Here is a 15,970-nt window from a genome sequence, read left to right as displayed (position 1 = left end):
TGGCGCCCACGAGGAGAGACGAGATGGCAGTAGGTGAGGCGAGCTTCCCGCACATGCCGGCGATCGACGGCGTTCGGCTGAGTGCCGCAATGGCGGGAATCAAGAAGCCCAACCGCCGCGATCTGGTGGTGATCGAGATTCCCGAAGGGGCCAGCGTCGCGGCCACCTTCACCCGCAATGCGTTCTGCGCCGCGCCGGTGCACGTCGCCAAGGCGCATCTGGCGCAGACGCCGCCGCGCTATCTGCTGATCAATACCGGCAATGCCAACGCCGGTACCGGCAGCCGCGGGATCGCCGACGCCGAGCACTGCTGCCGTGCATTGGCCGAACTCGCCGGGGTCGACGCGCAGCAGGTGCTGCCGTTCTCCACCGGCGTTATCGGCGAGCCGCTGCCGGTGGAGAAGATCGCCGCCGGCCTGCCGCAGGCACTGACCCAGTTGGACGGGGCGCAGTGGGCCGAAGCCGCCGAGGGCATCCTGACCACGGATACCCGGGTCAAGGGCGCCACGGCGCAGGTCGAACTCAGTGGCGGTACGGTGACGCTCAACGGTATCAGCAAGGGGTCGGGCATGATCAAGCCCAACATGGCCACCATGCTGGGCTTCGTCGCCTGCGACGCCGAGATTCCCGCCGCCACGCTGAGCCAGTGGCTGCGCGAGGCGGTGGCGGTCTCGTTCAATGCCATCACTGTCGATTCCGACACTTCGACCAACGACGCCTGTACCCTGATCGCCACCGGGCGCGGGCCGCAGGTGGTCTCGGCGGAGGACGAACGGCGTTTCCGCGCGGCCCTGACCCAGGTGCTCACCGAGCTGGCCCAGGCGATCATCCGTGACGCCGAGGGCGCGACCAAGTTCGTGACTCTGGAGGTCGAGGAGGCCGCCAGCGTCGAGGAGGCACGTGAAGTCGCCTTCACCGTGGCCCACTCGCCGCTGGTCAAGACCGCACTTTACGCCTCCGACGCCAACTGGGGGCGTATCCTGGCGGCGGTCGGGCGCGCCCCAGTGGAAGCCCTCGATGTCGAGCGTATCGTCATCGATCTGGGCGACGTACGTCTGGTCGAGCACGGTGGACGCGCCGAGAGCTATACCGAAGCGGCGGGTAGCCGGGTGATGGCACAAGCGGAGATCACCATCCGCATCCGGCTCGGCCGGGGCGAAGCCCGGGCCACCGTCTGGACCTCGGATCTGTCCCACGACTACGTCTCGATCAACGCGGACTACCGCAGTTGAAGGCAGGCCTCAGCGCGGCATGCCGTCACGAGACGTGACACTCAGCGAAGCAACACCCCAAGGTGCGAGAGATTTAGCAAGATGATGAAGAGACGGGTTCACGTAGCGGCGGCAGCCGTCATCCGCGAAGACGGGCGTGTGCTGATCGCGCGGCGCCCAGCGACCGCGGATCAGGGCGGCCTGTGGGAGTTTCCCGGCGGCAAGCTGGCGCCCTACGAAACCGGCTTCGAGGCGCTCAAGCGCGAGCTGAGCGAAGAGCTGGGTATCCAGATCCGGCGTGCTCAGCCGCTGATCCGGGTACATCACGAGTATCCCGACAAGCACATCCTGCTCGACGTCTGGCAGGTTCGCGAGTATGAGGGTGAGCCGTACGGCCGCGAGGGCCAGCCGGTGCGCTGGGTAGGCGTCGATGACCTGCCCAACTATCCGTTCCCCGCAGCCAATCTGCCGATCCTGCGTGCGGTGGCGCTGCCCCAGGAGTACCTGATCACCGCCGAGGAGCCCGACGAAGCGGTGTTCCAGGAGCGTCTGGAGCGGGCGCTGCGCGAAGACAGTATTCGTATGGTCCAGCTGCGGGCCAAGTCTCTCGACGACGCTGCCTATCAGGCGCGGGCCGAGAGCACCCTGGCGCTGTGCCGACGCTACGGTGCCAAGCTTCTGCTCAACGCCGACCCGGCCTGGCTGGAGCGGGTGGATGCCGATGGTATCCATCTGACCAGCGCGCGCCTGATGACGCTCAAGCAGCGCCCGATTCCCGCCAACAAGTGGCTGGGTGCATCGACCCATGGCGATGAGCAGTTGACCCAGGCCGGTTTCATCGACTGCGACTTCGTCACCCTCTCGCCGCTGGCGCCGACGCCCTCGCATCCTGATGCGATCACCATCGGCTGGCACGACTTTCAGCAGATGGTCGAGACGGCGGCGATGCCGGTCTTCGCCCTCGGTGGGATGACCCGGCACCACGCCAACCAGGCGCGTGGCGTCGGTGCCCAGGGTATCGCCTCGATCCGGGATTTCTGGCGCGACGACCGCTGACGTCTCGGGCCGCAGGATCCCGCCGGCCAATGCAAACGCCGCTCCTCAGGGAGCGGCGTTTGCGTTCATGACGGCTTGGGCGTGTTTCGGCTACTCGCCGCGCTCCAGGCGATCGATCAGCTCGTCGAGCTGGGTCTCGTCCATGTGCGGCTCGCCTGGAATGCGGTGGCTGCCGTCGGCCCAGGCGCCCAGGTCGAGCAGCTTGCAGCGCTGTGAGCAGAAAGGGCGATAGGGATTGTCGGTGGTCCAGGCGATCGGTGTCTGGCACTGCGGGCAGCGCACCTTGAGTGCGCCGCCGTCGCCTGCGTGGCGGGAGTCGTTACCGGAGGTCATGAGTGGCCATGTCGTTGCGGTGATGCCGCCCACTGGCGATAGCGTTCGTCCAGACGGGCGACCTGATCGAGAAGCATCTCTCTGTCGCCGCTATTGTCGATGACGTCATCGGCGGCTGCAAGGCGCGCCTGACGCGAGCTCTGGGCGGCGAGGATCGCTTCCACCTGTTCCCGAGGCACGCTATCGCGGGCCAGGGTGCGTTCGATCTGCAGCGACTCGGGGACATCGATCACCAGCACCCGCGAGACCATCTCGCGCTGGCCGCTCTCGATCAGCAGTGGCGAGATCAGCAGGCAGTAGGGGGCGTCACCGTCGCGCAGGCGGGTCAGATGGGCTTGCAGCCGCTGGCGAATTCGCGGATGGGTCTGGTGTTCGAGCCAGCGCCGCTCGGCAGGGTCGGCGAAGACCCGTGTACGCAGGGCGCGGCGGTCGAGGCTGCCGTCCGCCGCGAGCACGCCGGGGCCGAAGCGCTCGACGATCGCGGCCAGCGCCGGCTCGCCCGGCATCACCACCTCGCGGGCCACGGCATCGGCATCGATGCCCGGGATTCCTCGGGCAGCAAAGGCCTCGGCGACTGCGCTCTTGCCCGAGCCGATACCCCCGGTGACACCGATCACCGGCGGTGACTGGGGAGTGGGCGGTTGCTGGATAGTGTCGCTCATCCTGCACCTCCCAGCAGCAGCGCCTGATAGCCGGCCTGCAGCGGCGCCCCTACCAGCAGGGCGACCCAGCCGGCCAGGGCAATGAACGGGCCGAACGGTAGCGGCTGGCCGCGCACGTGGCGGCGGCCGATGATCAGCGCAATACCGATCAGGGTACCGGCGCCAGCGGAGAGCAGCAGCAGCAAGGGCAGATTCTGCCAGCCCAGCCAGGCGCCCAGCGCCGCCATCAGCTTGAAGTCGCCATGACCCATGCCCTCCTTGCCGGTGGTCAGCTTGAACAGCCAGTACACCGCCCACAGCACCAGGTAGCCGGCGGCCGCGCCGAGCACGGCGCTGCCGAGCCACAGCGGGTGGTAGGCCCACTGGTAGAGCAGACCGGCCCACAGCAGCGGTAGGGTGAGCGCATCCGGCAGCAGTTGGGTGCGCCAGTCGATCACCGCCAGCGCCAGCAGCACCAGGCAGGCGCCGACCAGCCACAGGGTTTCGACGCTAGGTCCGTGGATCGCCAGTGCGGCCAGGGTCACGCCGCCGGCGAGCAGCTCGATCAGCGGGTACTGCGGGCTGATCGGTGCGCTGCAGGCGGCGCAGCGGCCGCGGCGCTTGAGCCAGCCGATCAGCGGCAGGTTGTCGTGCCAGACGATGAACTGGCCGCAGGCGGGGCAGTGCGAGCGCGGCAGCAGCAGGTCGTAGCGAGGCATGGGCTCGGCTTCCAGCTCGAGCGCGGTTCGCGCCTCGGCGCGCCAGCGCCGCATCAGCATCACCGGCAGGCGCACGATCACCACGTTGATGAAGCTGCCCAGGCAGGCGCCAAACACGAACGCCAGGGGCCACAGCAGCCAGGGGGAAAGTTGTGACAAGGCAGGCTCCCGCTTGATCCAATCGACAAAGGCGGACAGGGTAACGCATCGCCGCCTTCAGGGCCGCCCCGGCGCGCGGCTTCGCTCAAATCGCAGAGCCCATTTGAAAAATCGGCAGATACATCGACGCCACCAGACCACCCACCAGCACCCCCAGTACCACGATGATCAGCGGCTCCAGCAGCGAGGTGAGTGCGTCGACCTGGTTGTCGACCTCCTCTTCGTAGAAGTCGGCGACCTTGTCGAGCATGGTGTCGAGGTCGCCCGCCTCCTCACCGATGCTCACCATCTGTACCGCCATGATCGGAAAGATGCGTGCCCGGCGCATGGCGAAGGCGAGCTGCTGGCCGTCGCCGACATCGTCGCGCAGGCCGATGATCGCCCGCTGGTGCACGCGGTTGCCGGTCGCACCGGCGGCGGTCTCGAGCGCCTCCACCAGAGGAACGCCGGCATTGAAGGTCGTCGCCAGGGTGCGCGAGAAGCGCGCGATCGAGCCCTTGTCGAGAATGCTGCCGAGCACCGGCAGGCGCAGCAGGAGCTGGTCGACCCGATAGGCGAAACGCGGCGAGCGCTTGACCGCCCGGCGCAGCGCGAAGCCCGCGAGCACCAGCGCCAGCAGTGCCTGCCACCAGTGCGCCTGGGCCAGCTCGGAGAGCTCGATGGTGAAGCGCGTAAAGGCGGGTAGCTCGGCGCCGAAGCCGGCAAACAGGCTCTCGAACTGCGGCACTACCTTGATCAGCAGCAGGGCGGTGACGCCGATTCCCACCGCGACCACGGCGATGGGGTAGTAGAGCGCCTTCTTGATGCGCCCCTTCAGGGTGTCGATCTTTTCGCGATAGCTGGCCAGGCGTTCGAGCATGCGATCCAGCGCGCCCGACTGCTCGCCGGCGGCGACCATGTTGACGAACATGCGATCGAAGCGCTGCGGGTGACGTGATAGCGCCTGTGAGAAGCTGGCTCCGGCGCTGATGTCGTTGCCCAGATTTTCGACCAGGTTGCGCATCGCCGGATTGCGCAGGTGTCTCGCGCGACCTTGCACGCCTGCAGCAGCGGCCGCCGGCGCGGAGCATGGTCGCCAGCTGGCGCGCGAACAGGGTGATATCGCGCTGGCGCACCCGGCGATGCCGAACGGGCTGGTCTTGCGCGTGATCCGCTTGACGATGATCTTCTCGCGCCAGCTCCTGACGGACCTCGCTGACCTCACTGGCGATCAGCTCGCCGCTCACCGTCTCGCCGCGCAGATTCTTGCCGCGCCATTGCCAGCGGTGGATCACCAGTCGCTTGGGAGGCTTCGCCGTTGTTGCCATGTCAGGACTCCTGAAAGCGGTAGGTCGAGAGCATCTCGGTTCGTTGACGCTGTCGCTGGTCTGCGGTGACGTTCGTGGGTCGCCGTGGCTCAGTCGAGGGTCACGCGGTTGACTTCCTCCAGGCTGGTCACGCCGCTGAGCGCCAGCTCGATGGCGCTTTGGCGCAGGCCGGGATAGCCGCGCTCGCGCGCCAACTGCGCCAGGTCCAGGGCGTGGCCATCACGCATGATCAACTGGCTCATGGCGTCATCGATAGGCACCACTTCATAGATTCCCTGGCGACCCTTGTAGCCCAGCGTACAGCGGTCGCAGCCGCCTGGGCGATAGAGCGTGGCGGTGGCCAGACGCGCTTGGCTGACGCCCTCGCCGAGCAGCACCTCGTCGGGCACCTGAGTCGGCACCCGGCAGTGGGGGCAGAGCCGGCGCGCCAGACGCTGCGCGATGATCAGCGACACCGAACTGGCGATATTGAAGCTTGCCAGCCCCATGTTGCGCAGCCGCGTCAGCGTCTCGGCGGCAGAGTTGGTGTGCAGGGGGTGGAGAGCACCAGGTGGCCGGTCTGGGCCGCCTTGACCGCGATCTCGGCGGTCTCCAGATCGCGAATCTCGCCGACCATCACCACGTCCGGGTCCTGGCGCAGAAAGGCGCGCAGGGCACTGGCGAAATCGAGCCCGATGCGTGTCTGCACGTTGACCTGGTTGATCCCCGGTATCTTGAGTTCCACCGGATCTTCGGCGGTGGAGATGTTGCGCTCTTCGGTGTTGAGCCGATTGAGCCCGGTGTAGAGAGTCACCGTCTTGCCGCTGCCGGTGGGGCCGGTCACCAGAATCATCCCCTGGGGGCGCGCCAGGGCGCTTTCGAACAGCTCGCGCTGGGGCGCTGAAAAGCCCAGCGCATCGATGCCCCATCCGGTGGCGCGGGCATCGAGCAGGCGCAGCACGATCTTCTCGCCGAATACCGTGGGCAGGCTGTTGACGCGGAAGTCGATGGCGCGCTGATCCTCCAGACGCAGTTTCATCGCGCCGTCCTGGGGCAGGCGGCGCTCGGAGATGTCCAGGCGTGCCATCACCTTGAGGCGGGCGGCGATGCGGGTGCGCAGGTTGAGCGGCGGGCGGGTCACCTCCAGCAGCATGCCGTCGATCCGAAAACGCACCCGAAAGCTCGACTCGTAGGGTTCGAAGTGCACGTCCGAGGCACCGCGCTGGATCGCATCACGCAGCACCCGGTTGACGAAACGAACGATCGGCGCGTCATTGTCGCCACCGGCATCCAGGGCCGCGGCCTCCTCTTCCAGGTCGATCTCGCTGGTATCCAGCGTCACCGCATCGCTGGCTTCATCCAGCGCTTCGAGCATGCCGGAAGTGTCCTGGTGCTGCAGGCGGCGGGCCAGGGCGCGCTCGAGCTGGTCGAACGGCACCAGCACGCCGTCGATCGCAAGGCCAGTGGTGAATTGCAACTCATCGAGCCTGGCCAGGGTGGCGGGGAAGGCGATCGCCACTGTCAGTCGGCGGTCGTCACGCGCCAGCGGCAGCACCTGGAAACGGCTGATCAATTTCTCGGCGATCGGTTCGATGATCGGCAGGCGGTCCCACACCACGTGCTGCAGATCGAGAAACGGCAGCCCGTACTCGTGCGCTGCCGCCTCACCGGCCTGACGCGGGTCGACCCGACCTTGGCGTACCAGGAACTCGAGCAGCGTCTGCTCGGCGTCTCTCGCCGCGTGCAGTGCGCGCTCGCAGGCAGCTGGCTCGATCAGACCGCGGTCGATCAGACGGCGGGCGATACCGCTGTGGCTGCCAGGGGAGGAGGTGGTCGGCACGTAGAGGCGCCTCTTGCGAATAAAGATGTGGCCGCCGTGCGGGCAGGGGACATGCCTGCGATATCGGCATCGGCAACTTTTTCTTTAAGAATTCTGAGAGGCGGCCGATAAGCGTTGCGAGTGTCACCAAGTGTAACGTAGCGTATCGTTATGCCACGGCGCATGTGAATGTGACGTTGCGGCGTGATTCGGTTCGCACGGCACGGCGGCGATGCCGACCGGCATATCATCGACAAACGAGGGAATTCCCATGCAAGGGCAATACAAGCGTCGAGCGCCATACCGCCAGGGCGGTTTCACCCTGATCGAGCTGATGATCGTGGTCGCGATCATCGGTATTCTCGCCGCCATCGCCATTCCGCAGTATCAGAACTATGTGGCGAGATCGCAGATGAGCCGAGCGATGGCAGAAGCGTCCACTGGAAGAACTGCCGTCGAGACCTGTATGATGAATGGCCAAAATTTGGCTGCTTGCAACCTGGGCTTCAGCCCTTCTTCGATTTTGGTCGGGGCATTTCAGGGGACTCAGGCAAATAATAATAATGTGCCACCCGGCACAGGTGTGCCTCAGGTGGTGATCACACCTGCCGCTAACACGGCCACTATCACTGCCGTATTGGGTAATGACACAGCAGCCGCTATTACTGGTGCCAACGTCGTATGGACCAGAAACGCGAACGGTTCTTGGGCATGCACCGCTAACGCTGGTAATGCGCCAAGTTGGGATGCCAGCTTCAACCCTTGCCGATGATGAGCGAAGCCGACGCTCGTCGGTATCCGCTCTGCTGAAATCTCGTATCTATGGCGCGAATATCAGCGGATACTGAATAGAAGAAAGATATACGATGACCCGTGCCATCAGGCGCGGGTCATTCGCGTAATTTAACGCTCTGCGCTCAATAGAGCGCCTTCTCCTCGCCCACGACCTCACGCAGCACTTCCAGAAACAGCCGGTCGGCATCGGAGTGCTCCTTGGGGTCTTCCGGAATATGCACGCTGGTGGTGTCGGAGATCTCGTTGGCAATACGCGCCCACGCCTGCGGGTCGTTGCTGCCATCCGAGTGGCGCTTGGCGATCGCCAGCGAATTTTCCAGGATGCCCGGCTCCTGCAGCAGTTTTTTGATGAAGGCGCGCAGTTCGTGAATGACGCGAATCTTCTGCATTTCCGAAGCGGAACTCATGACACTCTCCTTGCTCGAGTCGGGAAGATGGCGCCACGATAGCACAGCCGCTGGCGCCGCCGTACTCGCCCTAGCCGGTTAGCGTGCCTGCCTGCCTGTCTGGCGCGCCCGCGGCGCCGGTGCGCACGCTAGGCGGCAGGTGGCGGTGTCGCAGCGTGGCCGATTGGCCTATCATCGCCAGTCGTCTGGCGCGTCGGCAGCCGCTCATGGGGCGCGGCGGTGAGTGAAGGGCGCATCGAAGGGGAGAGAGACGTTGCAAGACGCCAAGCCGATTCTCAAAGTTCTGGCGCTGTTGTTGATCGTGCTGGCCGTGTTCATGCTCCCGCCGATCGTGCTTCTGAAGCTGGAGAGCGATCCCGATCTGTGGGCCTTCCTCAAGTCGATGGCGCTGGTCGCGGCCACCTCGGCGGGCTTATTGGCGTGGACCTGGCACACGCCGGTCGAGCTCAAGACCCAGCACATGTTCATTCTGACCACCTCGAGCTGGGTGGTGATCAGCGCCTTCGCCAGCCTGCCGCTGGTGCTGGGCGCGCCGCAGTTGTCGTTCACCGATGCGGTGTTCGAGTCGATCTCGGCAATTACCACCACCGGGTCGACCGTGCTCTCGGGTATTGAGCATCTCTCCGATGGCCTCAAGCTGTGGCGCGGTCTGATGCAGTGGTTGGGGGGGATCGGTATCATCGTGATGGCGATCGCGATTCTACCGTTTCTCAAGGTCGGCGGTATGCGGCTGTTCCAGACCGAGTCCTCGGATTGGTCGGACAAGGTGCTGCCACGGGCCGGGGGGATCGCCAAGGCTTCCGCCGTGATCTACCTGGGGCTGACGCTGGTGGCGATACTCAGCTATCGGCTGGCCGGCATGCAGACCCTGGATGCGATCGTGCACGCGATGAGTTCGGTCTCCACCGGCGGCTTTGCCAACTACGACGCCTCCTTCGGCATCTACGAGAGCCGCCCGTTGATCCTGTGGCTGGGCTGCGCCTTCATGCTCGCCGGGGCGCTGCCGTTCGTGCTCTATATCCGCCTGATCCGCGACTCGCGCGGTGCGCTGTGGCAGGACCAGCAGGTGCGCGGTCTGCTCACGCTGCTGGAGTGGTGATCGTCACCCTGACCCTCTACCGGGTGCTGGCCTTCCATGATGCGCCGTTCAGCGCGCTGACCGCGGTCGCCTTCAACGTGATCTCGGTGGTGACCACCACCGGCTATGCCAGTCAGGATTACAGCCTGTGGGGGCCGCTGGCGGTGACCACTTTCTTCTTCATCACCTTCGTCGGCGGTTGCAGTGGCTCGACCAGCGGCGGGATGAAGATCTTCCGCTTTCAGGTCGGCGGGCTGATGCTGCTCAACCAGCTGCGCTATCTGGTCCATCCCAGCGGGGTATTCGCCCAGCGCTACAACGGCCGCCCGCTCAACGATGAAGTGGTGCGGGCGGTCATCGCCTTCTCGTTCTTCTTCTTTCTGATCTTCGCGGTGCTCTCGCTGGCGCTGGCCGCCCTGGGCCTGGACATGGTCACCGCGACCACCGGCGCGGCCACCGCGCTGGCCAACGTCGGCCCCGGCCTGGGGCCGATCATCGGCCCGGCGGGCAACTTCGCCAGCCTGCCGGATGCAGCCAAGTGGATTCTCTGCATCGGCATGCTGATGGGGCGCCTGGAGATTCTCACCGTGCTGGTGCTGTTGATGCCGTTCTTCTGGCGCAAGTAGGTTCGCGTATGGCGTCGCCCGTGGCGACGTCTGGCCGCTCGATGGCGCGGTGTACGGGAGATGTGGGGGGGAGAGCGGGGGCACGCCTTGTGCGGCGAAGCCCCGCGCGGCCGCTGATCGAAGCCGTGTCTCTCGAAGGGGTTATCTCGACGGTCTATCGCTTGTCGAGATAGCCTCAGGGCGTATCGCTATTCAGGCGCCCGGCGCGATTGAGGATCGGGTTGGCGTACTGCTTCAGCCACCACGGGCGCAGCTCGGCCGGTACCTCTGCCAGACGCGTCTGAAAGCGTTCGCGATCTTCCGCGGTGACCGCGGAAAGGTCGACCAGATCGGGGGCGAGGCCAGTCTCGGCCAGGGCCAGCTGATGGCTCGGGAACAGCGGATAGTTCGACAGTACCTGACGGTCGATCTCGGCGGCCACCGCATCGGCAGAGTCGAAGTTCGCCGACAGTGGCGTGCCGAAGGCCAGCTTGACCCGGCCCTTGTCGCCGATGATGCCGGAGACGATCGAGCGTATGTCCTCGAACTCGACCTTCTGGTAACGGCCGTCGGTCTCCTTGGCGTGCAGCTCGCGCGCCTTGAGCAGATCGCAGGGGTCGTACTCGTAGCTGATCGACACCGGCACGATCTGCAGCTCGCGAACTGCGTGGCCGATGTCGGGGTCGTTCTCTTCCAGGCGTCGCGCCATGCACAGCATCTTGACGATGGCGCTGTCGGTGCGATCGATGCCGTCCTTGGCGCGGCCCTCGCGCTGGGCCAGCCAGACCGAATGGTTATCGTCGCTGATCGAGTGGCGGATATAGCCAGAGAGTGACTGATAGGCCGCCAGCATGGCGCGCTTGCCCTTGACCGAGCGCGGTACGATGAAGCTCTTGTTGAGCCGCATCAGATCGGTGACGAAAGGCTTCTGCAAAAGGTTGTCGCCGATCGCGATGCGTACGGTGTCGTGGCCGCCGACATAGAGCGCATAGTTGACGAAGGCGGGATCGAGGGCGATATCGCGATGGTTGCCGATGAACAGGTACGCCTTGTCCGGCGACAGCTGGTCGAGCCCTTCGACGCTGAAACCCCGCGTGGTACGCGCGATCATGTGGGCCATGTAGTCGGCGATGCGTAGCTGGAAGTCGCGGATGGTGGCGACTCCGCGCACTTCGCGGCGCAGGCGGAAGCTGGCGAGTAAGCGGGCCAACGGCGGCGCGAAGCGCGCCAGCCGCGGCAGGCGATAGCGAGTGATGGCGTCGAGCAGCTCGCTGTCCTGGGCCAGGCGCGCCAGCACGCCGGCCACCTCGTCGTCGTGATAGGGGCGGATATCGGCGAAACGATCGAGATCGATCGCAGCCTCGGCGCTGTTGGGCGGCGTGGCGGAGCTGTGCGTCATGGCGTCGGGGCCGACATCTCGGCTTCACCGCCGAGCCAGTCGATCAGTTGTTCGATGAAGGTCGCAAGTGCCTGCGACATGAGCGCGAAGTCGGTCTCCAGTGCCACCGCGGGATCGTCGCCGTCTTCGGTCTGGCTGGCTTCGTCGAGCAGGGCGTCGTCGAACTGCAGCGACTTCAGTGCCAGGTCGTCGTGCAGCACGGTGCGCAGCTGGCCCTCGCTGCCGATGCTCAGTTTGCTGGCCTGGCGGCCGCCCTCGAGCAGCGACTGGATCTCCTCGCTGTCGAGATCGACCTGACGTGCGCGCAGCACGCCGTCGTCCTCGGCGGCGCGCAGCTCGACCTGATCGCCGAGCAGCAGGCTGGCCGGGCGGCTGGCGGCGTCGCTCAGCCACTGGGTCATTCCGCGCGACGGCGGGGTGCGGGTCGCCAGCGGCGTGACCTTGAGCGAGCCCAGGGTCTGGCGCAGCAGATCCAGCACCTCTTCCGCGCGCTTGCGGCTGGACGAGTTGATGCCGATCAGCCGGCGGCGGGTATCCCACCACAGTTCGACGCGCTGGGTGCGGGTGAAGGCCTGCGGCAGCAGCTCCTCCATCACCTGCTCCTTGAGCAGCTGGCGCTCGCGCCGCGGCAGCGGCTGGCCCTCGGCCTGCTCGCGGGCCTCGGCGCGCTCGGCGACCTCTTCGTTGACCACCGACGCGGGCAGCAGGCGCTCTTGGCGCAGCATCGACAGCAGCCGGTGGCCCTGGATCTCGTGCACGCGCTGCTCGCTGCCGCGGCCGGCCGGGGCACTCCAGCCGACCCGGCGTGCCTCGCGCGGCGAGACGGGGCGAAACGCAAATTCTGCCAAGGCGCTCTCCAGATCCTCCAGGGCGAGAATCTCGACGTCATGGCAGCGGTAAAGATGACAGTGCTTGAACCACATACGCCCGTGTTTCCGTTTGAAAGGAGGCACATTATGTCGAAAGGACCCAGCTGTTGCCACCGAGGTAGACCATTGGCATTTGCAGCCTTGTTTCAAACGAGCGTATGTTTCGAAGTCAGGAGCGGCGCGCGATCGGCGTCGCCAACGACCCGGAGATTCGCATGGATTCACGCATCACTCGTACCCAGGTTCGCGTCCGCGGCTTTCATCTGGATGGCTATGGTCACGTCAATCATGCCCGCTATCTCGAATTCCTGGAGGAGGGGCGCTGGGCCTTCGCCGACGAGCACACCGCGTTCGCCGCCGGCATGTCCGAGGGCGTGGCGCTGGTCGCGGTCAACCTCAATATCGATTACCGCCGCGCCGCGGTGATCAACGATGACCTCGATATCGAAACCTGTCTCTCGCACATCGGCGGGCGCAGCGCCCGGGTGGCTCACCGTATCGTGCATCGCGACAGTGGTGAACTGGTGGTGAGTGCGCTGCTGACCTTCGTGCTGCTCGACCAGCGCAGCGGTGAGGTGGTGCCGCTCGAAGGGGTATGGCGCGAGCGCCTCGAACCGCTGCTGGTCGCGGAGGCACAAGTGCGCTGAGCCGGCTACACCACTCGGGGAAAAGACGTCAATGCCTGCCTTTGGAAGCCCTGAAATGGTATGATCGACAGATTGTGCGGCCGAGGGTCTCGGTCGCCTTGTCGGGGCTTCATTAACGCTGCCACGGTCGTCTTCGGCCGTGGCAGCGGCGCAAAGGATTTGACGACCCATGGGTGATATCGCCAGAGAAATTCTGCCAGTCAACATCGAGGATGAACTCAAGCAGTCCTACCTGGACTATGCGATGAGCGTCATCATCGGGCGGGCTCTGCCCGACGTCCGCGATGGCTTGAAGCCGGTGCACCGGCGCGTGCTCTACGCCATGCACGAGCTCGGCAACGACTGGAACAAGCCGTACAAGAAATCGGCGCGCGTGGTCGGCGATGTGATCGGTAAATATCACCCCCACGGCGACAGCGCGGTCTATGACACCATCGTGCGCATGGCGCAGCACTTCTCCATGCGCCACGTGCTGATCGATGGCCAGGGCAACTTCGGCTCCATCGATGGCGACAACGCGGCCGCCATGCGTTACACCGAGGTGCGCATGGCACGGCTCTCCCATGAGCTGCTGGCGGATCTCGAGAAGGACACGGTCGACTGGGTCGACAACTACGACGGCACCGAGCGGATTCCCGAGGTGCTGCCGACCAAGGTGCCCAACCTGTTGATCAACGGCGCCTCGGGCATCGCGGTGGGGATGGCGACCAATATTCCGCCCCACAACATGGTCGAAGTGATCAATGGCTGTCTGGCGCTGATCCAGGACTACACCCTGACGGTCGACGACCTGATGGAGTACATCCCCGGGCCCGACTTCCCCACCGCCGGTATCATCAACGGCCGCGCCGGTATTCTCGAGGCGTATCGCACCGGGCGCGGGCGCATCTACGTGCGCGCCCGCCACACGGTCGAGTTCGACAAGAAGAGCGGACGTGACCAGATCGTCATTACCGAGCTGCCTTACCAGGTCAACAAGGCGCGGCTGATCGAGAAGATCGCCGAGCTGGTCAAGGAGAAACGGGTCGAGGGGATCGCCGAACTGCGCGACGAGTCCGACAAGGATGGCCTGCGCGTGGTGATCGAGATCAAACGCGGCGAGTCAGGCGACGTGGTGGTCAACAACCTGTTCGCCCACACCCAGCTCGAGACCGTGTTCGGGATCAATATCGTCGCCCTTCACGACGGCCAGCCCAAGACGCTCAACCTCAAGGAGCTGCTGGAGGCGTTCATTCGCCACCGCCGCGAGGTGGTCACTCGACGCACCCTGTTCGAACTCAAGAAGGCGCGCGAGCGCGGTCATATCCTCGAGGGGCTGGCGGTCGCCATCTCCAACATCGACGAGGTGATCGAGCTGATCAAGGCCTCGCCCAACGCGGCCGAGGCGAAGGAAAAGCTGATCGCCCGCGACTGGCAGCCGGGGCAGGTGACCGGCATGCTCGAGCGGGCCGGCGCCACTTCGTGCAAGCCCGAGGATCTCGACGAGGGCTACGGGCTCACCGACGACCGCGCGCTCTATCGGCTCTCGCCGGCCCAGGCCCAGGCGATTCTGGAACTGCGCCTGCACCGTCTGACCGGGCTCGAGACCGAGAAGCTGCTCGACGAGTACCTCGGCATTCTCGAGCGCATCGCCGAACTCAATCATATCCTGGCCTCGCCGGATCGGCTGCTGGAGGTGATTCGCGAAGAGCTCGAGGGCATTCGCGATCAGTACGGCAACGCCCGCCTGACCGAGATCCAGACCAGTCGTCTCGATCTCACCATGGAGGATCTGATCGCCGAGGAGGACATGGTGGTCACGCTGTCGCGTGGTGGCTATGCCAAGACCCAGCCGATCTCCGACTATCAGGCGCAGAAGCGTGGCGGGCGTGGCAAGTCGGCCACCAGCATGAAAGATGAAGACGTCATCGAGCATCTGGTGGTGGCCTCGACCCACGACACCATGCTGCTGTTCTCCAACCGCGGCAAGGTCTATTGGCTCAAGACCTACGAGATGCCCAACGCCAGCCGCGGGTCGCGCGGCAAGCCGCTGGTCAACCTGCTGCCACTGGACGACGGCGAGGCGATCAACGCCATTCTGCCGGTGCGTGACTACAACCCGGAGAGCTACATCTTCTTCGCCACTGCCAGCGGCACGGTCAAGCGCACCTCGCTCGACCAGTTCTCGCGGCCGCGCAGTGTCGGCCTGATCGCGCTGGACCTGGAGGAGGGCGACCGCCTGATCGGCGCCGCCATCACCACCGGCAGTGACCACGTCATGCTGCTGTCGTCCAACGGCAAGGCGATCCGCTTCGAAGAGGGCCACGTACGCCCGATGGGGCGGACTGCCCGCGGCGTGCGCGGCATGCGGCTGGCCGAAGGCGCCGAGGTGATCAGCCTGATCATCCCGCAGAGCCAGACCATCGATGCCGACGCCGACAACGAGCTCGACGGTGACACCGCCACCAGCGCGGATGGCAGCGAGGAGCAGATCTACATTCTGACCGCCTCCGAGCACGGCTATGGCAAGCGCACCCGGCTCGAGGAGTTCCCGATCCGCGGTCGCGGCGGCCAGGGCGTGATCGCGATGCAGACCACCGAGCGCAACGGTGCCCTGGTGGCGGCGATGCAGGTTCGTGACAGCGACGAGATGATGCTGATCACCGACCGCGGTACCCTGGTGCGCACCCGCGTCGGCGAGGTGTCGATCACCTCGCGCAACACCCAGGGGGTGACCCTGATTCGCACCAGCGAAGGTGAGCACCTGGTCAAGACGGTGCGGGTCGACGAGCCCCAGGATGAAGCGCTCGACGGGCTCGAGACGCCGGACGAGGCCGAGGTGGCCGATGCTGAAGTGCCGCCGCAGACCGGCGATGCGCCGCCGGTGGACGACGACGCCTGAGGCCGCTGCGCCCCCGCCCGCTCTGGGTCGGGGGCGCATTGCCGACCGGCGCCAGGTTTTGGCCC

The 15,970-nt window shown here is 65.7% G+C and carries 14 protein-coding genes and 1 pseudogene; 6 read left to right on the top strand and 9 right to left on the bottom strand.

Features of this window, described 5'->3' with window-relative positions; translation table 11 throughout:
- Positions 1-23 precede the first annotated feature (23 nt).
- Both argJ and CN538_RS19305 read left to right on the top strand, forming a co-directional pair.
- Positions 24-1,232 (top strand): bifunctional glutamate N-acetyltransferase/amino-acid acetyltransferase ArgJ, encoded by a 1,209-nt coding sequence (argJ, locus tag CN538_RS19310; protein WP_106420476.1) that lies wholly within the window; start codon positions 24-26, stop codon positions 1,230-1,232.
- An 81-nt stretch (positions 1,233-1,313) separates the two neighbouring features.
- Entirely contained in the window at positions 1,314-2,267 is a 954-nt protein-coding gene (locus CN538_RS19305) for a Nudix family hydrolase (protein ID WP_106420475.1), read from the top strand.
- Positions 2,268-2,357: 90 nt separating this feature from the next.
- On the opposite strand, the gene yacG is transcribed toward CN538_RS19305, so the two are convergent.
- From yacG to CN538_RS19280, 6 genes are all read right to left on the bottom strand, one after another.
- Entirely contained in the window at positions 2,358-2,600 is a 243-nt protein-coding gene (gene yacG, locus CN538_RS19300) for a DNA gyrase inhibitor YacG (protein WP_106420474.1), read from the bottom strand.
- Positions 2,597-3,262, bottom strand: coding sequence for a dephospho-CoA kinase (gene coaE, locus CN538_RS19295; protein WP_106420473.1), 666 nt, complete (start codon positions 3,260-3,262; stop codon positions 2,597-2,599). The genes yacG and coaE overlap by 4 nt, the downstream gene beginning before the upstream one ends.
- Positions 3,259-4,119: a prepilin peptidase gene (locus CN538_RS19290; RefSeq protein WP_242495402.1), complete on the bottom strand. Its 861-nt coding sequence runs from the start codon at positions 4,117-4,119 to the stop codon at positions 3,259-3,261. Before CN538_RS19290 ends, coaE begins: the two co-directional genes overlap by 4 nt.
- 85 nt (positions 4,120-4,204) lie before the next feature.
- On the bottom strand, positions 4,205-5,323 hold the full coding sequence (locus CN538_RS19285; RefSeq protein ID WP_242495401.1) for a type II secretion system F family protein: 1,119 nt from the start codon (positions 5,321-5,323) through the stop codon (positions 4,205-4,207).
- Positions 5,324-5,515: 192 nt separating this feature from the next.
- Complete coding sequence (locus CN538_RS25715) at positions 5,516-5,914, bottom strand: GspE/PulE family protein (RefSeq protein WP_340638196.1); 399 nt, start codon at positions 5,912-5,914, stop codon at positions 5,516-5,518.
- A 14-nt stretch (positions 5,915-5,928) separates the two neighbouring features.
- Positions 5,929-7,245 carry an ATPase, T2SS/T4P/T4SS family gene (locus CN538_RS19280; protein WP_340638195.1) on the bottom strand — a complete coding sequence of 439 codons (1,317 nt, stop codon included), beginning with the start codon at positions 7,243-7,245 and terminating at the stop codon, positions 5,929-5,931.
- 250 nt (positions 7,246-7,495) lie between these two features.
- Here CN538_RS19280 and CN538_RS19275 point away from each other — a divergent pair, with 250 nt between their 5' ends.
- On the top strand, positions 7,496-7,996 hold the full coding sequence (locus CN538_RS19275) for a pilin (RefSeq protein ID WP_106420472.1): 501 nt from the start codon (positions 7,496-7,498) through the stop codon (positions 7,994-7,996).
- Positions 7,997-8,141: 145 nt separating this feature from the next.
- Here CN538_RS19275 and CN538_RS19270 read toward each other — a convergent pair whose 3' ends face one another.
- Positions 8,142-8,426, bottom strand: a complete 285-nt coding sequence (locus tag CN538_RS19270) for a hypothetical protein (RefSeq protein WP_106420471.1) — start codon at positions 8,424-8,426, stop codon at positions 8,142-8,144.
- Between the two features lie 223 nt (positions 8,427-8,649).
- Here CN538_RS19270 and CN538_RS19265 point away from each other — a divergent pair.
- Positions 8,650-10,130: pseudogene (locus tag CN538_RS19265) on the top strand (TrkH family potassium uptake protein).
- Between the two features lie 175 nt (positions 10,131-10,305).
- Here the strand turns inward: CN538_RS19265 and CN538_RS19260 are convergent.
- Positions 10,306-11,508, bottom strand: a complete 1,203-nt coding sequence (locus CN538_RS19260; protein ID WP_106420470.1) for a 1-acyl-sn-glycerol-3-phosphate acyltransferase — start codon at positions 11,506-11,508, stop codon at positions 10,306-10,308.
- The gene (locus tag CN538_RS19255; protein WP_106420469.1) at positions 11,505-12,431 is read right to left on the bottom strand and encodes a recombination-associated protein RdgC; all 927 of its coding nucleotides are present in this window, start codon (positions 12,429-12,431) and stop codon (positions 11,505-11,507) included. The genes CN538_RS19260 and CN538_RS19255 overlap by 4 nt, the downstream gene beginning before the upstream one ends.
- Before the next feature lie 104 nt (positions 12,432-12,535).
- On the opposite strand from CN538_RS19255, the gene CN538_RS19250 reads away from it, so the two are divergent.
- On the top strand, positions 12,536-13,024 hold the full coding sequence (locus CN538_RS19250; protein ID WP_340638194.1) for an acyl-CoA thioesterase: 489 nt from the start codon (positions 12,536-12,538) through the stop codon (positions 13,022-13,024).
- Between the two features lie 169 nt (positions 13,025-13,193).
- Positions 13,194-15,905 carry a DNA gyrase subunit A gene (gene gyrA, locus CN538_RS19245; RefSeq protein WP_106420468.1) on the top strand — a complete coding sequence of 904 codons (2,712 nt, stop codon included), beginning with the start codon at positions 13,194-13,196 and terminating at the stop codon, positions 15,903-15,905.
- Positions 15,906-15,970 lie beyond the last annotated feature (65 nt).

The organism is Salinicola tamaricis (assembly GCF_003006155.1).
In the GTDB taxonomy this organism is placed as follows: Bacteria; Pseudomonadota; Gammaproteobacteria; order Pseudomonadales; family Halomonadaceae; genus Salinicola; species Salinicola tamaricis.
Note: the sequence above shows the minus strand (reverse complement) of the source record. Positions and strands in the feature narration are given on the sequence as shown.